Genomic DNA, 21,649 nt, shown 5'->3' on the forward strand with positions numbered 1-21,649 from the left:
CTCCCTAACAATTTCACGCATTTTAATGTAAAATATGAGGTAACAAGAAAAGTGAGGAATTGTTTATGATTAAATTTATCCACTGTTCAGACCTATATTTAGATGAACCTTTTGATTTGAAGAGTCAATTGCCTGACCATATTATGCAAGATGTTTATCGTGCGAGTTTTGAAAGTTTCAAAAATTTAGTCGATGATGCGATAGATATGCAAGTTGATTTCATACTGATAAGTGGGAATTTATTTTCGGATAAAAATAGAAATATTCGTGCAGATAAATTTATTGAGCAACAATTTGAGCGCTTAAATAAAGCTCACATCTTTGTTTATATAATCGCTGGGACTGAAGATAATTTATCAGTGAAATCATACGTGAAATATCCAAGCAATGTCGTTGTTTTTTCTGAAGATGTGCAATCTTACGAATTGATAACAAATAATGGACAGCGTGTGTTTATTCATGGGTTTAGTTATAAAGGGTATGCTACGTATGAGAATAAACTAGATAATTTTCCAATCAATGAAGTAGATAATTCAATACATATTGGTATGCTACACGGTATATATCATAAGATAGATGGGTTTACAGCTACAGAATTCAGTATTGAAGATTTGAATCGTAAATTGTATCATTACTGGGCATTAGGTCACTATCCATATAAAAAGCGTTTGAGTGATATTCCAGAAATTCATTATCCAGGTAGGATGCAAGGCTCTAAGTTTTCTGATACGGGACACAAAGGTTATTTATATGTTCAAGGTGATTATACTGAGCTTGATGTAAAGTTTATTCCTACAGAACACATTAGATTTGAGCGTGTATCATTAACTTTGAATGAACTAGGTAAGCATGCGATTTATCAAGATATTACTGATTTTAAAAATAGTATCCGACATACGGGGAAAAGTATATATCAATTGAAGTTAATCAATCCATTTGAAACATTAATAGATCCAAAAATGATTCAAAGCATCCTTAGACAAGTACAAATGTACGAATCGAACGAGACTCAGTTTGTGTGGATTGATGAGATTGAATTAGAGCAATTACAAGAAGTACATACTTTAGCAAGCGAATTTAGCTCAGAACATTTGGAGAATAAATTATTGTTCGATAGAGCGTGTGTTCCTATTCAACAATCAAGTGTAGAACGCTTTGCTAATGAAATGACGTTCGATTCACACCAAGATTTACTGAATCATGGTGAATCAAGATTAAAGGTAATGATGAGGGATGAATCATGAAGATAAAGTCACTTGAAATATATGGATATGGCAGATTAGAACATCGCAAGTTCGATTTCAATCAAGATTTTGTTCAAATTTATGGTGAGAATGAATCAGGAAAATCAACAATGCAAGCTTTCATTCATGCCTTATTATTTGGATTTCCTAAAGACGGGGAATATGAGCCACGTTTAGAACCGAGATTTGCACCACAATACGGAGGCAAGATGATACTTAGTTTGAATACAGGTGAAGAAGTGAGTATCGAACGTATATATGTCCATCAAAAAGAAGAAACTACAATACTTTTAGATGGCAAATCGAAAGATATAACTTGGCTCAATCAATTACTGAATCATATTTCTAAAGAAACATACAAAAATATCTTTTCATTTGACGTATTAGGTTTGCAAGAAGTGCATCGTAAATTGACAGAAGATAAATTACAAGCATATTTACTACAAGCAGGTGCTTTTGGCAGTACAGAATTTACACAAATGACAGAACACATTAAGCAAGAGAAAGAAAGATTGTTAAGTGAAAATTCGACCGGTGAAATCAATCGTGCTACGGAAAATTTACAGGAAATCGAATCATTAATTCGTCAAAAAGATATTCAATTTGAGACTTATGATCTATTACTGAACGAGCAAGATAAATTATTACGTGAATCGGCAGAATTTGATACTCACATTAAAGAATTAAATAACGTATTAAATCGTAAAAAACGTGAAATCAAATATCATGAAAAAACAAAAGAATGGAAAAAGTTAGAGCATAAATTGAACGTGACACCTCCTACATTTCCAGAGCAAGGTATAGATCGATATGAATCACTAAAGAAACAAAAACATCAAGTCAATCGTGATTTACAACTACGATTAGAAAGACTGACACAACTAACTAATGAGAACCAAAACATTAAATTACTTGAGTCAAATGTTATCGATCAAACTAATGAGATTTTAAAGCAAGAGCAATCCTATCGCAATTATCAATCCGAACTTTCGCATCATACAACATTATTAGAACAATTACAAAATGAGCAACAAGGATTAATGCGTGACATTGGATGGTCAGAATATCAATCAATTGATGTAAATCCGCTATTACAAGAAAAAGCGAGTTTAGCAATTAATCAACTTGAAAAGAATATGCTTGAAAAAGCACAAATTGAACGTGAAATTAATTTTGTTAAAGACACAGTTGCTAAAAAAGAACAGGCAGTACATGACTTAGCACAAATCAAAGTACACGATGAACGTTTTGATAAATCTGAACAGTTAGAGAAGAATAAGAGTCTATTATTAGATAAAACAAAATTATATGAGAAGATGAAACAAGAAGCGGTTGCATTTGAAACTGGTGAAATGAAAAAGTATAAATTGCATCAAACTTGTTTAATTTTGATGATGTTACTGTTTTTAGGTGGTGCAGTCTATTCATATTTTATCAATCAATTTATAATGCTCGCTATATTTTGCGTATTAGCAATTTTAACTGGAATTATGATTTTTATGAATAAGAAACCGAAAGTACAATTCAATCAATCTTTACAGCAAGATGTAGATGACTTATCCTTTAAAGTTAAAGATTTACAAGATAACTTTGATTTATCATTTGATTTAGAAGAACAGAGACAAGTGAGACTACGTATGTTTGACCGTAATAATGAAGTTGTACGTGAGAAGAATCGATATGCCGCATTATCTCAAGAGCTTGACGCAATTAATGAACTGATTAAAGCATCTACAGAAGAACTTGAACATATCAAAGAAAAACTTGCATTACCGAACTCATTTTTAGTATCTCGCGTGAGCTTGGCAATAAAACAAATAGGCAAGATTAATGATTTGGACCGTGAAATTAAATTATTATCGACAAAGCAACAAGATATTAACGCATATTTAAAACGATTTAATACAGAAGTTAATGCATTAAATAAAGCTGTACCGATTAATTTAGACATTAATACGTTGTTCCACGACTTAAAAACATTGCAAACGAAAGATGAGAAAAATAAGTTCCAGTTTGCGAAAAATAACGACCAGATTATGTTGTTAAATAAAGAAATGAATATTATGCATGACACGTTAAATCAGATTAATACTGAATTATTAGCACTTTTCAAAGAAGCACAAGTTGAGAATGAATCTGAATATTATCACCGTGAAAGAGAATTTGTAACATATCAAAATGATTTAGCTCAGTTTGATACAGTGGGTCGCATATTAGAAGAACAAGGTTTTTCATATGAAGATAATACCGATTTAAGTTTTGTAACAGCAATCGATTTAATTGCACAACAAGATGCGATTGAAGACCATATAGATCAAATAACATATAATCTAAGTAGTGTAACAGAAAAACTTTCTGATATAAAAATACAATTGGAAACAATTGCAAATGACGATAGTTTATCAAAACTTAAATATGAGTTCCAAATTAAGAAAAATCAATTAAATGATTTAATCAAAGACTTTACATCGGTTAATTATATTGAAACACTCGTTGATGCTCATATCGAAGGCGTGAAAGAAAAACGATTACCTTATGTGATACAAGATGCAACTGAAATCTTTAAATACTTAACAGAAGATTGTTATATGAATGTGCTTTATAAAGACAATCAATTAGTTGTGAAGGCAACGGATGGACAGATTTATCACCCAACTGAGCTATCGCAATCAACAAAAGAAATATTATATATTGCACTGAGATTGAGTTTAATTCAATCACTTAACAAGTATTATCCATTTCCAATTATTATCGACGATGCGTTCGTGCATTTTGATAGAACAAGACGTGAACGTATATTAGAATATATGATGAAGTTAAAATCTAACCAAATTATTTATTACACTTGTAATAGATCAACTGTGGTTACCAATAAAAACACCATTACACTTGAGAGAATAAATAAGGAGGTTAAAAAATGAGAACAATCGAAACGTTGAAGCCAGGTGCTTCAGTCGATCACTATTTTTTAATTCATAAAGCTATACAAGGTGTAACAGGGCAAGGAAAGCCATACTTAACGTTATACCTAAAAGATAAAAGTGGAGACTTGGAAGCAAAAGTTTGGACAGTGACTGAAGAAGATATAAAGACATTAGCTCCTGAAACGTTAGTAAGAATTAAAGGTGATGTAATCGATTATCGCGGAAGAATCCAAATGAAGGTTAACCAGTTTAGAGTGGCAACGCCAGAAGATGGCGTGAAATTAGAAAACTTCTTAGAATCTGCACCAATAAGCGAAGATGTGATGATGAATGAATTAATGGATTATTTACTTGAAATCGAAAATGCAAAGTTACAACGTGTTACGCGTTTACTATTGAAGAAATATCAAAATGAATTCATGACATTTCCTGCAGCAAGTAGTAATCATCATAACTTTGTATCAGGATTGTTATATCATGTATTAACGATGTTGAAACAAGCTAAGGCATTATGTGAAATTTATCCTAGTTTGAATAAGAGCTTACTATTCTCAGGGATTATTCTGCATGACTTAGGTAAAGTGAAGGAATTGTCAGGACCAGTAGCAACAAGCTATACAGTTGAAGGAAACTTATTAGGTCATATTTCTATAATGAGTGATGAAGTAGCAAGTGTGGCACGTGAGCATAATATTGACGGTGAAGAGATTATGTTACTGAGACATTTAATCCTGAGTCATCACGGAAAATATGAATATGGATCACCGAAATTACCGATGGTTAAAGAAGCAGAAATCTTGAACTTTATCGACAACATTGATGCAAAAATGCAAATGTTTGATAAACATATGAAGAAAGTAGAGAAGGGACACTTCTCTGACCGTATCTTTGCTTTAGAAAATAGACAGTTTTATAAGCCGATTAACTTAGATTAGAGGAAGAGGCTGTCGACAAAGCGATTAGACGCGAGCAAACTGGAGACCCCCCCGAAAAATCGCTCTTTGATTTTGAAGGGGGTGTTGAAGTTTGACAAGCGTCTGCTTTGGAGACGCCGTTTAGCAACAGGCTGTTATCGAAGTGTTAAGACACAAGATAACTGGAAACAAAGTTAAAAAAACATCCCTATTTTTGTAATAGGGATGTTTTTTTATTGACCAGCTTGTGGAGATTGTGCTGTTAAGATTTGCTCATCAATGATTTTCTTAATGTCTTTATCTTTATAGTCTACATTGTAGTCTTTAAGCAATGTCTTGTATGCATCTACCATAATTTTTGGGTCTTTTTGAATTTTTGTTTGGCGCACTTTTTCTTGTAATGATTTCTTTTGGCTATCATAGTCATCTTGTTTATCAGCTAAGATGATGTGGTAACCGAAATCAGATTTAACTAAACCTGAAAGTTCGCCTTCTTTTAATTTGAATAATGCTTTTTCAAATGGTTCAACGGTTTGTCCTTTAACAACATAGCCTAATGAACCGCCATTTGCTTTAGAACCAGCATCGCCAGATTCTTTCTTAGCAATTTTAGCAAAATTCTTTTTATTTTTCTTAACTTCATCCAATACTTTTTGTGCTTTTTCTTTTGCAGCTGCATCGCTTAAACCATCTTTATTAGAATCAGATTTAACTTGGATTAAGATATGAGAAGCCTTTTTAACGTTTTCTTTCACGTCAGCATCCGTAACTTTTACTGTCTCATCTAATAATTTTTTACGATATTCATCATTAACACGTGTATCTTTGTATTTTTTGATAGTCATACCAGGTTGTTGCTGTTGTAAAATTTGAAGAAACTGCTTTTCGCCACCGTATTTTTTTATTTCTTCATCTACAGATTTTTTGATTTTCTCTGCATCTACTTTTTTACCGTACTTATCTTTTAAAATGTCTCCAATTAAAATTTGGAAAGCAGTATTGGCAACTTCGTTTTTACCCATTTCATTAATAACATTCGTTGTCGTAACATCTCCTGCTTTTGAAGAAATTAAAGCCTCACCATCATTACCACATGCTGATAATCCTAATACAGATAATGATAATGCTGTTGGTAAGATTATTTTTTTGAATTTAGTCATATATATTTTCTCCTTTTCCCTAACAAGTTCTGTTTAAATATATCATAATGCATGAAAGGATTACAATTTATCTTATGTTACATTCATGATAATTTGGTGTAAATTCATGTTTTGTTAAAATTTCGAATCCATATTTACGTTCTTCGATATAAGAACCCTTCGGTGTGTTGATAATATATTTTAAATAAATAAAATCAATAAATGATATACCAACATTTATTGAAAATATAAAAAGGAAGTAATGTGCAAAGTTTGGAAACAATATTGCACAACTTAAAGTTAATATTGAAATAATAAAAAAAGGTAACATTACTGACAGTCCAAATAGTATTTTATGAATCGGATGGTTAATTCTTATATTAAACAATGGAAATATTTTAGATTTATTTGTCTTTTGAAAAATCATTGATTTAGTATCATTCAAAAATGGAAGCATATGAAAAAATTTATGTAATGGATAAACAAGTAAACATGACACAATAAAGATAAAAAAATAGTGATCTGAGAACTGCTTACCAAAAACACTTGAAAATAGTTCAAAACTTACTATAAAAACTAATATTGAAATTAGTCCAGAAATAAGTAAAATTCGTTGCAAACCATAAGTTGCACGGATATTAAAATTTTTATTACATAAGTACATGGCAATTCTCCTATTGGTCAATTTACCTAGCAATTATGCATTATCAGATTCGTTCTCGTCAAGTAAAACTTTTAATAGATCGTTGTGACTTTTCTCCAAGTGTTTTATGAAATCATCGCCGTAAATTTGAGCAACAATATATTTTAGTTCAGTGAAAGCTGGTAAGTCGTGCATGATATCATTATATTTACTTGCAGCTTCGTAAATACGATCGTCAGTTTCTTTATAGCCATGATACGTTTCATATAATACTTCTTTACCTTTTTCAGTGAGTTCTAAATAAGTATTTCGTTTATCAAATTCACTTTTAGGCATCGTTAAATAACCACGTTTTTCTAAATTTTTAGCAAAATTAAATACAGTTGAAACATGCATCACACCATATTGACTAACTTGTGAAATTGTCGCTTTCTCCAGGTTACGAATAATGATTAGAATATGATGTTCGTTAATATTTAAATCATAGGGTTTAATCCAGTTTTGCCAGTCTTTTTCTACCGTTTTCCATAATGCTTTGCTCAATTGAGACACTTTATGGGTAAAAAGCATTTTTTCGATAACATCTTTTTCACGCTTCATAACGTATGTCATCCTTTCACTTATCTATATAAAATATGTTGTTACTATAGTTAATGTAAAAAAAGTATGATGCTAGCATCATACTTTACTATAGGATAATAATATTTTACCATAATAGAAATGTGAAACAAGATATTTTTCTGAATTTTTAAAAATATATTAATAAAATTTAATATATTTTTATTAAATTCAAAATTTAATATTTGAACCGATTATTTCTTTGATAAAGTATCCATAATTTCTGTTTTGCGATTATTTATATTGTCGATATTGCCTTTTAGGTTTTCGATGTTAGGTTGGATATCTGATTTATAGTGTGCAATCATATCTTTAATTTCGTCAGCCATGGTTTTCATAACTTCTTGAGAAGCATCTTTCGTTTTGAAGACATAATCTTTTACTTCATTTGCTTCAATCTTTAATTGATTTACTTGTGCTTTCGTGTCATATGATGTTGATTTGAAGTTTTGTTGTAACTCTTTACCTGACTTTGGTGCATTTAAAATTGAAGTTGCAGCGCCTGCTGCTAAACCCACACCAAATCCTAAAATAATACGTGAAAATTTCATAAGTCATCCTCCTAAATATTCTTGTAATAAACTATACCCGAAAAAGTAAATAACATGTATTTATTTTATTTTGTTACTGATAGCATCTTTTAATGCGGTCATTGCTTCATTATTAAATGCTTCCGCATGTGTTTCCCATTTGTAGCCGAATCCATCAATATCGTCTTCGTATCTAGGAATCACATGGAAATGAATATGGAACACTGATTGATCGGCAAACGCACGGTTATTTTGTACAATATTAATACCTGCAGGTTGAAATGCAGCATCTATAGCCTTGGCAACCTTTTGTACAGATTGTATGACCTTCGCTAATTCCTCTGGTTCAACAGCTAAAATATCCTCAGCAGGTTTTTTTGGAATAACTAACGTATGTCCTTTTGATACTTGCGAAATATCTAAAAAGGCATAAGTATATTCATCTTCATACACTTTATATGAAGGTATTTCACCCTTTAATATTTTACCAAATACAGTCTCACTCATTAAAAACGCCTCCTATGCTTTTTTTCTTATTATAATAGAAATAATTTAATTATTCATTCAATCGCAATTCGTTATGCGAAATATTCTTAATTTGTTACAATTAATTAAAAATGACGATGAACGGAGAATGAATGTGACAGTTAAAGTGAGTAATTTAACAGGTGGTTATGGAAATCAACCTGTCATACATAATATTGATTTTGAATTAACACCTGGTCAGATTGTTGGATTAATTGGTTTGAACGGAGCAGGTAAAAGTACAACCATTAAAAATATGTTAGGCCTGCTTAGACCCATAGAGGGAGAAATTGAAATTAATGGTTATAAACTATCGATTGATCCTTTTAAATATCGCGAACAATTATCATATATTCCAGAGTCGCCCGTCTTATATGATGAACTCACGTTAGAAGAACACATTGATATGACGGCAATGGCTTATAATATCGATTCGAAGACGGCAATGGATCGTGCATTGCCTATATTAAAGGTATTTCGTTTAGAAAAAAAACTTAAACAATTCCCAGCACATTTCTCTAAAGGGATGAAACAGAAAGTTATGATTATTTGTGCGTTTATTTCAGAACCTACATTACATATCATTGATGAACCATTCTTAGGACTCGATCCACTTGGGATTCAATCGATGCTTGATTTAATGGTGAAAGCGCGTGAGGCAGGACGAACAGTGCTGATGAGTACTCATATTTTAACAACTGCTGAAATTTATTGTGACTCATTTTTACTAATGCATCACGGAGAGTTGATTGGTAAAGGGACACTAGCAGATTTAAGAGCACAATTTAATATGCCAAACGCAACACTGGATGAAATTTATATTCATGCAACAGGTGATGCACATGAATAGAGCAATAAAACTCTTTAAACAAAGACTAGCGAAGAATCAGAAGGAAGTGGCTTATTATAGTAAGTTTATATTTAATGGACACTTTGTCGTATTCTTATCGATAGCATTTGGAGCGTTAATGCTGCAGTACTCGCAGATGGTGAAACATTTAGCACCAAATATTAATTATCATCTCATTATTGCATTTGTATTTGCATTATTAGTGATAACGAATATTCGAACGTTTATTAGACCCGCTGATCATATTTTTTTACTTAACTATGAGAAGCATATGCCACCTTACTTTACCAAAGCGATGATGCGTAGTGCAATGATTCGAATCGTCATCTTTATCGTATTTGTCGTACTATTTATTCCGCTATATTTTAATGCTGTACATCCATCATTATATGGCTATATTAGTGCGTTAGTATTTGGGATATTTATGATTATTATTGGTGTTTGGATGCGTTTCTTAATGATGAAGCTTGATATTGAACACCATTGGATTAGTTTACTTATATTTATTATGACATTATCAGGGGTTTATACATCACTTGAAGGGTTATTTGTTACGGTAGTGCCGATAATGCTATTCTCTTTAGGCTTTGTATATTTATTGAAAAGAAATACAGAGCATAGAACACTGAATTGGCATGAATTAATCGATTATGAAGAACGTCTTACACACAATCAAAATAAAATAATTAACATGTTCACAGATGTTAAAGGAATGAAAGATACAGTAAAACGTCGTAGAATTTTAGATATGTTTTTACCGAAAAATAAATCAAATTATAATCAGCAACATATGTTTGAATTTTTATTTATTCGTAATTTCTTACGTAGCAGTGATGCACTGTGGATTATTATTAGATTAATCTTAATTGCAGGTGTCGTAATTTGGATTGTGAACCAAGAAATTATCGCGCTCATTATTGGTGCATTTTTAGTATATGCAATTGTTTTACAAACATCGCAATTTTATAAACAACAAGCATTTCAATTATGGCCGCAAGTTTGGCCAGTGCCAGAACATCTAGTATTAAAGGGATTTAAGCAATTTATGCGTAAACTTGTGTGGATAACGACGATTCTTATTGCGCTGATCTATATCGCATTTTACCCTGCACATTTTTATTATGTGATTGTCTTCTTCTTGTTGATGCTATGGACGATGCGTAATGTGACGGAGAAAATTGAAAAGCGTATGAATTTATTAAAGGACTAAGCATCGCTTAGTCCTTTATTTCTAATTCATTTTCTTCTAGTTCATCAGGTTTTTCTACAAATAACATTTTAGAATAATAAATATTAGCCATAATATCTTCTGATTGATAAGTCGATAACGCTTCTTTACTGAAGTTTTCTCTAAAGAAACTACTTTTCTTAAAGTCTTCTAGTAATTCTTTTTTATCGAATTGAAATACTGCAACGTATGTTTCGCCTTGTTTTGGATGCAAAAGTCGAAATGCATTATATCCTTCATATTGTTTTAATTTTTCTATGGGTAGAGGTTTCGTATTAAATACTTCTTGACGTGATTCTTTCACAATAAAATAGAGTAATAGCGTCGTTTTTTCTTGTAATGTACCATCACTGAAGACGTTAATAAATGTTTGTGGTGCACTAAAAACCGTTTTTTCTTCCGTTTCTTCGTACAAATAAGCACTATCTGCATTATAAAATGATAACAAGTTTCTTTGACTGTTTTTCTTTTTTATTTTATCTAAGAAAAAGCTTGAGCCGTAAGTAATATATGTGTACATGTCCATCATCCTCTCTATTTAAACGCTCATTCGACAGCCTCTTAAACGGCGTCCCATGAGCAGACGCCAGGCAAACTTCAACAAATCCTTCAAAATCAAAGTGCGATTTTTCGGCTTTGTTTCCAGTTAGCTTGTGTCTAAAAGCTCATTCGGCAGCCTCTCTATACACTATACCCAAATTACATGATTTATGTCAGTTTAATGACATTACTTTTTTGTGATACTTTATAATTGTTGATATGATAAAATCAGATTATATACGCAAAATAGGGGGAAGTTTGTTTGAATTCATTTAATGATACAATTTTAAGAGCAGCACGAGGGGAAAAAGCGGCACATACGCCAGTATGGTTTATGCGTCAAGCAGGTAGGAGCCAACCCGAATATAGAAAGATTAAGGAAACACATAGTTTATTTGAAATTACACACGATCCAGAACTTTGTGCATACGTTACAAAGTTACCGGTTGATCAATATAATACAGATGCAGCTATACTTTATAAAGACATTATGTCACCCCTGGGTGCTATCGGTGTCGATGTCGAAATTAAATCAGGAATTGGTCCAGTGATTGATAGTCCGATTCGTTCAATGCAAGATGTATCACGTCTAGGTGAAATTAATCCTGAGAAGGATGTACCATATATTTTAGATACGATTAAATTATTAACGCAAGAACAATTAAACGTACCATTAATTGGCTTTACCGGTGCGCCATTTACGCTAGCAAGTTATATGATAGAAGGGGGTCCTTCTAAAAACTATAATAAGACAAAAGCGATGATGTACGAACAACCTGAAGCTTGGAATATGTTAATGGAAAAGTTAGCAGATATGTGTATTACATACACTCACGCGCAAATTGATGCAGGTTGTAAAATGATTCAAGTATTTGATTCATGGGTAGGTGCACTAAACCGCGCAGATTATAACAAGTTTATCGCACCACATATGACACGTATTTTCGCGGGTATTAAAGAGAAGAACGTACCTGTTATTACATTTGGTGTAGGTGCGAGTCATTTAATCGAAGAGTGGAATGCTTTACCTGTCGACGTATTAGGTTTAGACTGGCGTTTGCAAATCGAGGAAGCACGTGCAAAAGGGATTACGAAGACATTAATGGGAAATTTAGATCCTGCACTTCTACTTGCACCGTGGGAGGTTATTGAGTCTCATTTAATTCGCATTTTAGATCAAGGATTACAAACAGATAACTATATTTTTAACTTAGGCCATGGGGTATTCCCAGAAGTTAAACCTGATACATTACGTCGCGTAAGCACATTTGTACACGACTATTCAGCAAAATATAAAGCACAATAATGGGGGATAAATCATGACTAAAAAAGGTTTACTTGTAATGGCGTATGGTACGCCATATAAAGAGGAAGATATTGAACCGTACTATACACATATTCGTCACGGAAGAAAGCCGTCAGAAGAAAGTTTACAAGATTTAAAAGATCGTTATAAAGCAATTGGTGGGATTTCTCCACTTGCTGGTACAACTGAACGTCAAGCAGAAGCATTAGTTGATGCTTTAAATAAAATGACAGGTGAAGAATACAAATTATATATCGGTCTGAAACATATCGCACCGTTTATTGAAGATGCCGTACTTGCAATGCATAACGATGGGATTACAGAAGCTGTAACCATTGTACTAGCACCCCATTATTCTAACTTCTCAGTAGGAAGTTACAATAAACGTGCAGCTGAAGAGGCAGAAAAATACGGCATTCAATTAAAACACGTCGAGTCTTTCTTTAACCAAGATCAGTTTATTGATTTTTGGACTGATCAAGTGGACAACACTTTAGCAACAATTCCAGAAAATGAATGGGAAAAGACGGTTTTAATTGTGAGTGCGCATAGTTTACCAGAAAAAATTAAAGCAGCAGGTGACCCTTATCCATCTCAACTTGAAGATACAGCGACAATGATTATGGATCGATCTAATATATTAAATGTTGAAACTGGGTGGCAATCAGAAGGAAATACACCAGATCCTTGGTTAGGACCAGATGTACAAGATTTGACACGCCGTTTATATGAAGAAGAAAATTATGAACACTTTATTTATATACCAGTGGGATTCGTGTGTGAGCATTTAGAGGTATTATATGATAATGATTATGAATGTAAAGTCGTATGTGATGAATTAGGTGTTAAATACTATCGTCCGGCGATGCCAAACACGGATGAGCGTTTTATCAATGCAATGGTTAATGAAATAAAAAGTGTATTAAATCAATAGAAAAGAGATGTTTTAGAATGACGAAGAAATGTGCAATTATTGGTGCAGGCATCACAGGTTTATCAGCAGCGTATTATTTGAAAAAAGAAGATACTTCTTTTGATATCGATGTGTTAGAAGCTAACGGTGTAGCTGGGGGTAAGATTAAAACCTACCAAAAAGATGGGTATACAATCGAGCTTGGACCAGAGTCATATCTAGGTCGTAAAAAGATTATGACCGAACTTGCTGAAGCAATTGGTCTAAAAGATGATATTGTCGTGAACAACACAGGTAAGTCATATATTTATGCTAAAAATAAATTATATCCTATTCCTGGTGGCTCTATTTTAGGGATACCAACGGAAATGAAACCTTTTATTTCAACGCGATTAATTTCACCATTTGGTAAATTACGTGCAGGACTGGATTACGTGATAAAGCCGATACCGATGACACCAGATGTGTCAGTAGGTGCATTTTTCAGACGTCGTTTGGGTAACGAAACACTAGAAAATTTAATAGAACCCTTATTATCAGGTATTTATGGTTCTGATATAGATAAACTAAGTCTTAAATCAACGTTTCCAGATTTTAAAGCGACTGAAGAAAAGCATGGTGGTTTAATTAAAGGAATGCGTGCTAATAAAAAAGCAACACCGAAGCGTAAGGGACCGGCTCAAGGCCAGTTTAGACAGTTTAAAAATGGACTAATGAGTTTTATAAATGCATTAGTGAAAGATTTAGAATCTAAACAGGTAAATATGAAATACAATCATAAAGTGGAAGCAATCGAAAAGCTGCAAAACGGATATAATGTTACTGTAAATGGTGAAAAAGTGTTTTATGATAAAGTTATCATAACCGTACCGCATACTATTTTCCGTGATTGGTTTGATGATGCCCCATTGAATTATTTCGATTACATGGAGACAACAAGTGTCGCAACGGTGGTGATGGCATTTGATGATAGTCAAGTAGATAATAAAGAGAATGGCACGGGCTTTGTGATTGCAAAGAATTCAGATACTATCATTACAGCATGTACATGGACAGATAAGAAATGGTCACATACAACACCGCCCGGTAAAACGTTACTACGAGCGTATGTGGGTCGACCTGGAAGCGATGTTGTGAAAAATAATGATGATGCTGCTATTGTAAAACTTGCGAGACGTGATTTAGACAAAATGATGGAAATTAATGGTGAACCTGAATTTACGATTGTAACGAAATTATTTAATAGTATGCCGCAATATGAAGTTGGACATATTGATCGTATTCGTTCAATTCAGCACTACATTAAGACACAATATCCTGGACTAGTGATAACAGGTGCATCGTTTGAAGCTGTGGGTCTACCTGACTGTGTATCTCAAGGACAACGTGCTGCACTTCACTTAGCTCATGAATAAACAAACTTTTATCTAAAGTAGAACAACAGGTTTAAAATAGTGGAAGATAGACTTTAGGAGGATAATATGAAATTTATTCATAATAATGATATAACAGACCCTTCCTTGAATTTAGCGATGGAAGAGTATGTATTAAAACATTTGCCAAAAGACGACTCATATTTCTTATTCTATGTAAATGAACCATCAATCATTATAGGTAAGAACCAGAATACATTTGCAGAAATTAATCAAACATATGTGGATGAGCAAAATATTCATGTCGTTCGCCGTATTTCTGGTGGTGGAGCAGTTTATCATGATTTAGGTAATTTAAACTTTAGTTTTGTAACAAAAGCAGATGATGATAGTTTTCATAACTTTAAGAAGTTTACGATGCCTATCGTTGAAGCACTAAATAAACTCGGTGTTAATGCTGAAATGACTGGACGAAATGATTTGCAGGTAGGTGAACGAAAAATTTCTGGTAATGCGATGTTCCAATCAGGGGACCGTATGTTCTCACATGGAACATTAATGTTAAACAGTGATATTGAAGAAGTTGTGAAAAGTTTATCAGTGAACGAAAAGAAATTGATTACAAAAGGTATTAAATCTATCCGTTCACGCGTTGCAAATATTCAAGAATTCTTGGATGAACCGATGTCAATGGAAGACTTCAAGCAGACTTTATTAAGTTCAATCTTTAAAGGTGAAATCGAAGAATACAAACTGCAAGATGAAGACTGGAAGTTGATTGGTGAAATAAGTGAAGCAAAATATCGCAATTATGATTGGAATTATGGAAAAAATCCGAAATATAATTATGAAGTAAAACAAAAATTCCCTGGTGGTATGCTAGAACTAAAAATTAATGTCGTAAAAGGAATGATAAATGACGTTAAAATCTTTGGGGATTTCTTTGGTGTTGGTGAAGTAACGGATATCGAAGAAAAATTAAAAGGATTGCCACATAATCAAAGTGCGGTAAAAGCTGTACTGGACACTGTAGATTTTGCGCATTATTTTGGTAGAGTAACAAAAGAAGAATTTTTAAGCTTAGTAGCTAAGTAGAGCTTCTAAAAAAAATAAATTTTTAGCGCCAATCCTGGAATATAATTCTAGTGTTGGCGCTTTTATATTGAGCTATTCAATTTAGATTTCCTCCAAGGCTTTAAGTGCGTTTGAATATTGAATGAAATCTTCTTTACTGTTATTTAATAAAGACATATCAATTTTTTCTTTTAGTACTTTCTTTTGGTGTGCTTTTACAGCGTCATCAATAATTAATTCGATGTATAAATTATTTAAATTAGATACGAATGTTTCAAGTCCATTGAGTTGAGTTTGTTGATTATAGTTCATAGTTGGTGACCTCCTTAATTTGTATTAAAACGAGTATAGAATATAATAATCTAAATTGCAATAGAATTCTGAAAATTTAATTATTTAACTAATTATTTTTTTATTTAATAATATATAGCCATAATTTTAACTATGTAAACATTATTCTGCAAAATGTAAACAATGTTAAACATATAATTTAGTTAACAAATGTTAAAAAATAATTTATAATAATGTTATAAACGTTAACTATGAAAGGGGATCAATATGGAAAGTTATATTATTAACGAAAAGACAATGTATATTAAAGCTTATAGGGAGAATAGAAGTGTCTATTCTGAGATTGGAGAATTCGGAAAAGAAGCATTTGTGTACAAAAAGAAACCATTGCATATTGTAGAAGATTCATTGTTCTTTTATCACGCTTCATATAAGTCACGTAAGAGCTCTACAAAAATGATTGCAAACATTAACACGAAACCCCCAATTGTTATTCAACCAGGAACACAAACATACTTTTTCCCAACACACAGTGATCGTAGTGCTGAACTTGCATGGATTAATGTACATTATGTAAATAGATTTCAAGCTGGGAATCATTATGACACTATCGTCTTATTTGATGATCAATCGAATGTATCTTTTCCTGTAACACCTTATACGTTTAATACGCAATATTTACATGGCATAAAATTAGAGTATAGCGTAAGATCTAAGGCTTTAAAGCAAGAAATGTATAAATCTGAATCAGTGAACTTTGACAAATGTAGGGCAAATTTATTCGAAATGTTAGCAATGTATGCATTATTAGAGAAAAAGGTGTAAATGTTCCATAAAAATATTTACCGAAAGTATTGACCTATCCGTTTCAATTGATATAATAGTATTTGTTGATTGAAATTAATCCACAGTAGCTCAGTGGTAGAGCTATCGGCTGTTAACCGATCGGTCGTAGGTTCGAGTCCTACCTGTGGAGCCATGGAGATGTACTCAAGTTGGCTGAAGAGGCGCCCCTGCTAAGGGTGTAGGTCGGGTAACCGGCGCGAGAGTTCGAATCTCTCCATCTCCGTTATATAGTCTGTAACCCTAGTGGTTGCAGACTTTTTTGTTTTATTCTTTTTCACTCTAAATATTTACACTTTATTTTTTACAGAAGAATTAATATAAATTATAATAACTAAAAATATCACGATATTATTAAAATTAAATTTCTGTGATTTTAGTCACTGTAATAACAATAATTAGTATGTAAGATGTATGTAATTTATATAGAAAGGAGTATTAAAATGTTAAGAGCTAAAGAAATAGTGAAGAATGTATTAAATGAAGTAAAAACATACGGTAATTTAAAAACAGTGCAAGAATTAAGAAGTGTTGAAATGTTCGACTACTTATATAAAAATGGCTATATCAATTTTAAAGAGGACGAATCTGGAATAAAAAGATTATATTTCGTTACTGATGAAGGTGAGAAGCTATATAATTCTTTATCACAATAGATTATCATTACTGATGAATAACATTTAAAATATACATATTGAAGAATTTAATACTCACTTATGCAAGCTATAATTTCAATAAACTGCCGTCTAGCCATAACTAGACGGCTTTTAATTTTATATTAATATTTAATGGAATTTCATACGTGAGATTGTGAAATCATTAACTAACTATTGTGATTTATGATAAGATAATTGTAGATAATAAACAAGGAGGAATGCATAATGAAAATAGCAATCGCAGGCGCAGGCGCAATGGGTGGACGTGTTGGATTATATTTAACTGAAAGTGGGCAAGATGTAGTCATGCTTGATAAATGGCAGGATCATGTTGATGCAATGAACAATAATGGTATCACTGTGAATTCTTATGGAGAGCAAACAAACCATAAAGTTAAAGCAGTTCACATGTTTGAATATAATGAGCCTGTTGAGCTTGTAATCCTTTTAACAAAAGCATTAACAGCTGAAGAAACGATTGATAATTTAATCAAACAAGGTGTTATTACAAAGGAAACCAAAGTAATGTCTTTAATGAATGGATTAGGTCATGGTGACATGTTAATGCGAAAGTTATCAGAAGACCAAGTTATCTTAGCTGTAACAATGTGGTCTGCTGGTTTAAAAGGTCCGGGGGAATTAATTTTAGAGGGTACTGGCAATATTGAATTTGGATATCCTGATGGTCATGTCGATGCATTTATTGAACAATTAAAAGTTATTTTAGATGATGCAAAATTAAATGGTGTAATTAGTTATGATATCGTTACAACAATATGGAATAAAGCGCTAGTAAACTGTTGCTTTAATACATATTGTTCAGTAACGGATAAACGTATCGGTGAATTCGGTGCTTATGAAAAATCAGATGAAATGTTAATGCCATTAGTGAAAGAGATTATTGCAGTCGGAGCAACAAAAGGTGCGAAATTAGAATTTGAGGCAACTATGAATAAGTTCCATAAAATGTATTCTCCAGAGGTTGTTGGTTTACATTATCCTTCTATGACACAAGATATTCATAATGGACGAAAAACAGAAGTTGATTTCTTAACTGGTGCCGTTAGTCGTTACGGAGATGAAGCTGGAATTGAAACTCCTTATTGTGATATCTTAACGCATTTAGTACATCAAATTGAAAAGTAGCATTATAGAATTATCTAGGCATGTTCATACATGTCTGGATTTTTTGATTTAAGTGCGTATTATATCTTTTGTAAAACATAAATTCAAAGTGCATTTATATCGTAAAAAAGAAAATAATTACGTAACAGCACGCTTTTAGGTACCTTTTATACAACATTCGTATGGAATACACATCTTTAGAACAAATTTACACTTTTTTAATGTTGCGTTCACAAACTTAAAATGATATATTTTAAAAGTACTCTTTTTACGAGAGACAATATATTATTATCGCGGGATGGAGCAGTCTGGTAGCTCGTCGGGCTCATAACCCGAAGGTCGGTGGTTCAAATCCGCCTCCCGCAATTATTAGTGGTCCCGTGGTGTAGCGGTTAACATGCCTGCCTGTCACGCAGGAGATCGCGGGTTCGATTCCCGTCGGGACCGCCATTTTGGCTCAGTAGCTCAGTCGGTAGAGCAATGGATTGAAAATCCATGTGTCGGCGGTTCGATTCCGTCCTGAGCCATCTTTTTAACTTAGTTTGGCGATTGTGGCGAAGTGGTTAACGCATCGGATTGTGGTTCCGACACTCGTGGGTTCGATTCCCATCAGTCGCCCCATTTATAGATGCGGGTGTAGTTTAGTGGTAAAACCTCAGCCTTCCAAGCTGATGTTGTCGGTTCGATTCCGATCACCCGCTCCATTATTGATCCACAGTAGCTCAGTGGTAGAGCTATCGGCTGTTAACCGATCGGTCGTAGGTTCGAGTCCTACCTGTGGAGCCATTTTGGCCCCTTGGTCAAGCGGTTAAGACACCGCCCTTTCACGGCGGTAACACGGGTTCGAATCCCGTAGGGGTCATACAATCAGAAGTGAAATATCGCTTCTGATTTTTTTAATGAAATTTTTTTGGATCGTTGTCCGAGTTGGCCGAAGGAGCACGCCTGGAAAGTGTGTAAACGCCATAAGCGTTTCGAGAGTTCGAATCTCTCACGATCCGCTAAGTTTGAAACTGCTATCTGTTACTGAAAAGTAACGTTAGCAGTTATTCTTTTTTTAACATAAATAGGGTGCAAATTTAGGTGATATTCGCTACTTTTATTGTTAAAAACATGTATAATATATGTGGATATCGCTATATTTAAATAATATATTGTGAAATAAATTACAGAATAAAGAAAATAAGGTGATTATATGAAAGTGAAAGCATCCACACGAAAAATACTATCAGAAATTAATTATCCAGTTCGATATAAACGTTTTTCTAAAATTTTTAAACGCATAAAAAAGTCTGAGCGTCGTTTTTTTATTAAGCTGTTAAAAGTTATTTGTAAAGATATTAAAAATAAAGAATTGATTCAGTTTGCGACATTTAGTCATGTCAATTTAAATCAACATGGACTATTTATTTTGTTACAAGACCGTATAGTAATGGCTCATAGCAAAGTGAAATCTAAGCGTATTTATTATGAAGTAATTCCATATTCAAATTTAGTTGAGATTGATTTTGAACCTAATACCGAAGAAGATTTCGGGGAATTATATTTTAAATATAAGCGTAAGAAGTTGAGTGAAAAAACAGTCACTGTTCGTATGATTAAAAGTGATGACTTGCCATATATTGTAGAGTTTATTAGAATAAAGTTGTCTGAAATTGTATAAAAGGAGGACGTCGTTATGGCTAATATTGATAAATTAGTATCATATGCAGAATTGAAATTAGGTCAGTTTGGTGCGGATTACCGCGAGAATTATGAACAGGATAAAGTACAAGAAGTACAACCGGGTAGCTATGCAGTTAATGGTAGCTCAATTGAAGTTAATTATGACGCTCAAAGCTATGTTATTGATTTGACACAAGCTGGTGAGGGTGAAGTTTCTGAGATGGAAGCACAAGAAGTTGTATCTAGATTAAAAGAATTTTTCAATCAGTAATGATTCAATATAAAAAGCGTGAGACGATAAATTTCGTCTCACGCTTTTTATATTGCCGTCAATGCAGCGATGTATAATCCTAATGCAAATAAGAAGCCAAACACCGTATTAAATTGACCTGTTACTTTCATAGCAGGCATTAATTCGATTGGTGTATGCCCATTAAAGAATCGGTTGACTGCTTTTATTGGTAAATTAAAGCTCAACAATACTAGAAGTAAAAATGGAGAGCCATAAGGTTTATAAAATACAGTGTATAATACGACTAAAAAGCTGACTAAGTATAAAACTGCCATTGTGATAATCGCAAAAGTTTTTCCAACCAAAATGACATATGTTTTTCTTCCGCTGGCTTTATCTTTAATACGATCTCGAATGTTATTTGCCATGTTGATCATACCAATATTTATTGAAATTGGAATCGACATAATCGCTGGATACCATTCTAAATGTCCAACTTGGATATAGAATGTAATCATAATAATGACAAATCCCATAAAGAATCCGGCAAAGATTTCTCCGAAGGGAGTCCATGAAATAGGGATAGGTCCACCAGTGTAGAAGTATCCTACAGCCATACATAATATTCCGACAAGTAAAATGAGCCAAGATGATTGAGCACAAATATAAATCCCTAAAATTGCTGCAATAATATAAAATGCAATGGCCAAATTATATACAGATTTTGGACTCATGCCATTACGAACAATGGCTCCACCGATACCCACAGACGTATGGTCATCCAGGCCACGTTTGTAATCGAAATATTCATTAAACATATTCGTTGCAGCTTGAATTAAAAGACATGCTAAAAGCATCATAATTAATAAATCAAGACGAATATCAGAAAAGTATTTTGCACATGCTGTTCCAACGAGAACAGGTACGAAGCTTGCAGTTAATGTGTGTGGTCGCATTAAATGATAATATTTGGCAATACCAGAATGTGATTGTAAATGTTCAGACATATTCATACC

At 32.9% G+C, this 21,649-nt stretch carries 22 protein-coding genes and 10 tRNA genes; 24 read left to right on the forward strand and 8 right to left on the reverse strand.

Annotated features, from left to right (window positions below):
* The first annotated feature begins 65 nt into the window (after positions 1-65).
* Genes ACMGE9_RS09490 through yhaM form a run of 3 tightly spaced genes read left to right on the forward strand, consistent with a single transcriptional unit; the run spans position 66 to position 5,103 of the window.
* Positions 66-1,244 (forward strand): metallophosphoesterase family protein, encoded by a 1,179-nt coding sequence (locus ACMGE9_RS09490; protein WP_414042533.1) that lies wholly within the window; start codon positions 66-68, stop codon positions 1,242-1,244.
* Positions 1,241-4,165, forward strand: coding sequence for an AAA family ATPase (locus tag ACMGE9_RS09495; protein WP_414042534.1), 2,925 nt, complete (start codon positions 1,241-1,243; stop codon positions 4,163-4,165). Before ACMGE9_RS09490 ends, ACMGE9_RS09495 begins: the two co-directional genes overlap by 4 nt.
* Positions 4,162-5,103: a 3'-5' exoribonuclease YhaM gene (yhaM, locus tag ACMGE9_RS09500; protein ID WP_414042535.1), complete on the forward strand. Its 942-nt coding sequence runs from the start codon at positions 4,162-4,164 to the stop codon at positions 5,101-5,103. Before ACMGE9_RS09495 ends, yhaM begins: the two co-directional genes overlap by 4 nt.
* A gap of 212 nt (positions 5,104-5,315) precedes the next feature.
* On the opposite strand, the gene ACMGE9_RS09505 is transcribed toward yhaM, so the two are convergent.
* From ACMGE9_RS09505 to ACMGE9_RS09525, 5 genes are all read right to left on the reverse strand, one after another.
* Positions 5,316-6,242 carry a peptidylprolyl isomerase gene (locus ACMGE9_RS09505; RefSeq protein ID WP_414042536.1) on the reverse strand — a complete coding sequence of 309 codons (927 nt, stop codon included), beginning with the start codon at positions 6,240-6,242 and terminating at the stop codon, positions 5,316-5,318.
* 67 nt (positions 6,243-6,309) lie between these two features.
* On the reverse strand, positions 6,310-6,885 hold the full coding sequence (locus tag ACMGE9_RS09510; RefSeq protein ID WP_414042537.1) for a DUF3267 domain-containing protein: 576 nt from the start codon (positions 6,883-6,885) through the stop codon (positions 6,310-6,312).
* 33 nt (positions 6,886-6,918) lie between these two features.
* Positions 6,919-7,464, reverse strand: coding sequence for an HTH-type transcriptional regulator Hpr (locus ACMGE9_RS09515; protein ID WP_414042538.1), 546 nt, complete (start codon positions 7,462-7,464; stop codon positions 6,919-6,921).
* Positions 7,465-7,676: 212 nt separating this feature from the next.
* Positions 7,677-8,033: a YtxH domain-containing protein gene (locus ACMGE9_RS09520; RefSeq protein ID WP_414042539.1), complete on the reverse strand. Its 357-nt coding sequence runs from the start codon at positions 8,031-8,033 to the stop codon at positions 7,677-7,679.
* 60 nt (positions 8,034-8,093) lie between these two features.
* A complete protein-coding gene (locus ACMGE9_RS09525; RefSeq protein WP_414042540.1) occupies positions 8,094-8,519 on the reverse strand; it encodes an HIT family protein in 426 nt (141 codons plus the stop codon).
* A 133-nt stretch (positions 8,520-8,652) separates the two neighbouring features.
* Here ACMGE9_RS09525 and ACMGE9_RS09530 point away from each other — a divergent pair, with 133 nt between their 5' ends.
* Positions 8,653-9,387 (forward strand): ABC transporter ATP-binding protein, encoded by a 735-nt coding sequence (locus ACMGE9_RS09530; RefSeq protein ID WP_414042541.1) that lies wholly within the window; start codon positions 8,653-8,655, stop codon positions 9,385-9,387.
* Positions 9,380-10,597 (forward strand): ABC transporter permease, encoded by a 1,218-nt coding sequence (locus ACMGE9_RS09535; RefSeq protein WP_414042542.1) that lies wholly within the window; start codon positions 9,380-9,382, stop codon positions 10,595-10,597. The genes ACMGE9_RS09530 and ACMGE9_RS09535 overlap by 8 nt, the downstream gene beginning before the upstream one ends.
* Before the next feature lie 7 nt (positions 10,598-10,604).
* Here the strand turns inward: ACMGE9_RS09535 and ACMGE9_RS09540 are convergent, their stop codons facing one another.
* The gene (locus ACMGE9_RS09540) at positions 10,605-11,135 is read right to left on the reverse strand and encodes a hypothetical protein (protein WP_414042543.1); all 531 of its coding nucleotides are present in this window, start codon (positions 11,133-11,135) and stop codon (positions 10,605-10,607) included.
* A 282-nt stretch (positions 11,136-11,417) separates the two neighbouring features.
* On the opposite strand from ACMGE9_RS09540, the gene hemE reads away from it, so the two are divergent.
* The 4 genes from hemE (at position 11,418) to ACMGE9_RS09560 (ending at position 15,842) form a co-directional block, all read left to right on the forward strand.
* Positions 11,418-12,461, forward strand: coding sequence for a uroporphyrinogen decarboxylase (hemE, locus tag ACMGE9_RS09545; RefSeq protein WP_414042544.1), 1,044 nt, complete (start codon positions 11,418-11,420; stop codon positions 12,459-12,461).
* A gap of 13 nt (positions 12,462-12,474) precedes the next feature.
* A complete protein-coding gene (hemH, locus tag ACMGE9_RS09550; RefSeq protein ID WP_414042545.1) occupies positions 12,475-13,395 on the forward strand; it encodes a ferrochelatase in 921 nt (306 codons plus the stop codon).
* 17 nt (positions 13,396-13,412) lie between these two features.
* On the forward strand, positions 13,413-14,789 hold the full coding sequence (gene hemY / locus ACMGE9_RS09555) for a protoporphyrinogen oxidase (RefSeq protein WP_414042546.1): 1,377 nt from the start codon (positions 13,413-13,415) through the stop codon (positions 14,787-14,789).
* A gap of 66 nt (positions 14,790-14,855) precedes the next feature.
* The gene (locus tag ACMGE9_RS09560) at positions 14,856-15,842 is read left to right on the forward strand and encodes a lipoate--protein ligase (protein ID WP_414042547.1); all 987 of its coding nucleotides are present in this window, start codon (positions 14,856-14,858) and stop codon (positions 15,840-15,842) included.
* An 81-nt stretch (positions 15,843-15,923) separates the two neighbouring features.
* On the opposite strand, the gene ACMGE9_RS09565 is transcribed toward ACMGE9_RS09560, so the two are convergent.
* Complete coding sequence (locus ACMGE9_RS09565; protein WP_414042548.1) at positions 15,924-16,133, reverse strand: IDEAL domain-containing protein; 210 nt, start codon at positions 16,131-16,133, stop codon at positions 15,924-15,926.
* Between the two features lie 246 nt (positions 16,134-16,379).
* Here ACMGE9_RS09565 and ACMGE9_RS09570 point away from each other — a divergent pair, with 246 nt between their 5' ends.
* The 15 genes from ACMGE9_RS09570 to ACMGE9_RS09640 all read left to right on the forward strand — a co-directional run bounded on the left by ACMGE9_RS09570 (position 16,380) and on the right by ACMGE9_RS09640 (position 20,672).
* On the forward strand, positions 16,380-16,937 hold the full coding sequence (locus ACMGE9_RS09570) for a competence protein ComK (protein ID WP_414042549.1): 558 nt from the start codon (positions 16,380-16,382) through the stop codon (positions 16,935-16,937).
* A 79-nt stretch (positions 16,938-17,016) separates the two neighbouring features.
* Positions 17,017-17,091, forward strand: a tRNA-Asn gene (locus ACMGE9_RS09575).
* Position 17,092: 1 nt separating this feature from the next.
* A tRNA-Ser gene (locus tag ACMGE9_RS09580) sits at positions 17,093-17,181 on the forward strand.
* Between the two features lie 217 nt (positions 17,182-17,398).
* The gene (locus ACMGE9_RS09585) at positions 17,399-17,611 is read left to right on the forward strand and encodes a hypothetical protein (RefSeq protein WP_414042550.1); all 213 of its coding nucleotides are present in this window, start codon (positions 17,399-17,401) and stop codon (positions 17,609-17,611) included.
* 225 nt (positions 17,612-17,836) lie between these two features.
* Positions 17,837-18,757, forward strand: coding sequence for a ketopantoate reductase family protein (locus ACMGE9_RS09590; RefSeq protein WP_414042551.1), 921 nt, complete (start codon positions 17,837-17,839; stop codon positions 18,755-18,757).
* A 271-nt stretch (positions 18,758-19,028) separates the two neighbouring features.
* A tRNA-Met gene (locus ACMGE9_RS09595) sits at positions 19,029-19,102 on the forward strand.
* An 8-nt stretch (positions 19,103-19,110) separates the two neighbouring features.
* Positions 19,111-19,186: transfer RNA gene (locus ACMGE9_RS09600), tRNA-Asp, on the forward strand.
* Positions 19,187-19,190: 4 nt separating this feature from the next.
* Positions 19,191-19,263: transfer RNA gene (locus ACMGE9_RS09605), tRNA-Phe, on the forward strand.
* Between the two features lie 18 nt (positions 19,264-19,281).
* Positions 19,282-19,357, forward strand: a tRNA-His gene (locus tag ACMGE9_RS09610).
* Between the two features lie 9 nt (positions 19,358-19,366).
* Positions 19,367-19,440 (forward strand) — tRNA-Gly (locus tag ACMGE9_RS09615).
* 7 nt (positions 19,441-19,447) lie between these two features.
* Positions 19,448-19,522 (forward strand) — tRNA-Asn (locus ACMGE9_RS09620).
* Positions 19,523-19,526: 4 nt separating this feature from the next.
* Positions 19,527-19,598, forward strand: a tRNA-Glu gene (locus ACMGE9_RS09625).
* Positions 19,599-19,648: 50 nt separating this feature from the next.
* Positions 19,649-19,737, forward strand: a tRNA-Ser gene (locus ACMGE9_RS09630).
* Between the two features lie 194 nt (positions 19,738-19,931).
* Complete coding sequence (locus ACMGE9_RS09635; RefSeq protein ID WP_414042552.1) at positions 19,932-20,399, forward strand: PH domain-containing protein; 468 nt, start codon at positions 19,932-19,934, stop codon at positions 20,397-20,399.
* 15 nt (positions 20,400-20,414) lie between these two features.
* Positions 20,415-20,672, forward strand: a complete 258-nt coding sequence (locus ACMGE9_RS09640; RefSeq protein WP_414042553.1) for a hypothetical protein — start codon at positions 20,415-20,417, stop codon at positions 20,670-20,672.
* Between the two features lie 47 nt (positions 20,673-20,719).
* Here the strand turns inward: ACMGE9_RS09640 and ACMGE9_RS09645 are convergent, their stop codons facing one another.
* The gene (locus ACMGE9_RS09645) at positions 20,720-21,640 is read right to left on the reverse strand and encodes a 1,4-dihydroxy-2-naphthoate polyprenyltransferase (RefSeq protein WP_414042554.1); all 921 of its coding nucleotides are present in this window, start codon (positions 21,638-21,640) and stop codon (positions 20,720-20,722) included.
* Between the last annotated feature and the right edge of the window lie 9 nt (positions 21,641-21,649).

This window comes from Macrococcus animalis, assembly GCF_047425875.1.
Classification (GTDB): Bacteria; Bacillota; Bacilli; order Staphylococcales; family Staphylococcaceae; genus Macrococcoides; species Macrococcoides animalis.

What these genes read in the sequence shown, in the direction of transcription:
- ACMGE9_RS09490 (WP_414042533.1), top strand. Translation starts at nt 66, where the DNA reads ATGATTAAATTTATCCACTGTTCAGACCTATATTTAGATGAACCTTTT.
- ACMGE9_RS09495 (WP_414042534.1), top strand. Translation starts at nt 1,241, where the DNA reads ATGAAGATAAAGTCACTTGAAATATATGGATATGGCAGATTAGAACAT.
- yhaM (WP_414042535.1), top strand. Translation starts at nt 4,162, where the DNA reads ATGAGAACAATCGAAACGTTGAAGCCAGGTGCTTCAGTCGATCACTAT.
- ACMGE9_RS09505 (WP_414042536.1), bottom strand. Translation starts at nt 6,242, where the DNA reads ATGACTAAATTCAAAAAAATAATCTTACCAACAGCATTATCATTATCT.
- ACMGE9_RS09510 (WP_414042537.1), bottom strand. Translation starts at nt 6,885, where the DNA reads ATGTACTTATGTAATAAAAATTTTAATATCCGTGCAACTTATGGTTTG.
- ACMGE9_RS09515 (WP_414042538.1), bottom strand. Translation starts at nt 7,464, where the DNA reads ATGAAGCGTGAAAAAGATGTTATCGAAAAAATGCTTTTTACCCATAAA.
- ACMGE9_RS09520 (WP_414042539.1), bottom strand. Translation starts at nt 8,033, where the DNA reads ATGAAATTTTCACGTATTATTTTAGGATTTGGTGTGGGTTTAGCAGCA.
- ACMGE9_RS09525 (WP_414042540.1), bottom strand. Translation starts at nt 8,519, where the DNA reads ATGAGTGAGACTGTATTTGGTAAAATATTAAAGGGTGAAATACCTTCA.
- ACMGE9_RS09535 (WP_414042542.1), top strand. Translation starts at nt 9,380, where the DNA reads ATGAATAGAGCAATAAAACTCTTTAAACAAAGACTAGCGAAGAATCAG.
- ACMGE9_RS09540 (WP_414042543.1), bottom strand. Translation starts at nt 11,135, where the DNA reads ATGTACACATATATTACTTACGGCTCAAGCTTTTTCTTAGATAAAATA.
- hemH (WP_414042545.1), top strand. Translation starts at nt 12,475, where the DNA reads ATGACTAAAAAAGGTTTACTTGTAATGGCGTATGGTACGCCATATAAA.
- hemY (WP_414042546.1), top strand. Translation starts at nt 13,413, where the DNA reads ATGACGAAGAAATGTGCAATTATTGGTGCAGGCATCACAGGTTTATCA.
- ACMGE9_RS09560 (WP_414042547.1), top strand. Translation starts at nt 14,856, where the DNA reads ATGAAATTTATTCATAATAATGATATAACAGACCCTTCCTTGAATTTA.
- ACMGE9_RS09565 (WP_414042548.1), bottom strand. Translation starts at nt 16,133, where the DNA reads ATGAACTATAATCAACAAACTCAACTCAATGGACTTGAAACATTCGTA.
- ACMGE9_RS09570 (WP_414042549.1), top strand. Translation starts at nt 16,380, where the DNA reads ATGGAAAGTTATATTATTAACGAAAAGACAATGTATATTAAAGCTTAT.
- ACMGE9_RS09585 (WP_414042550.1), top strand. Translation starts at nt 17,399, where the DNA reads ATGTTAAGAGCTAAAGAAATAGTGAAGAATGTATTAAATGAAGTAAAA.
- ACMGE9_RS09590 (WP_414042551.1), top strand. Translation starts at nt 17,837, where the DNA reads ATGAAAATAGCAATCGCAGGCGCAGGCGCAATGGGTGGACGTGTTGGA.
- ACMGE9_RS09635 (WP_414042552.1), top strand. Translation starts at nt 19,932, where the DNA reads ATGAAAGTGAAAGCATCCACACGAAAAATACTATCAGAAATTAATTAT.
- ACMGE9_RS09640 (WP_414042553.1), top strand. Translation starts at nt 20,415, where the DNA reads ATGGCTAATATTGATAAATTAGTATCATATGCAGAATTGAAATTAGGT.
- ACMGE9_RS09645 (WP_414042554.1), bottom strand. Translation starts at nt 21,640, where the DNA reads ATGTCTGAACATTTACAATCACATTCTGGTATTGCCAAATATTATCAT.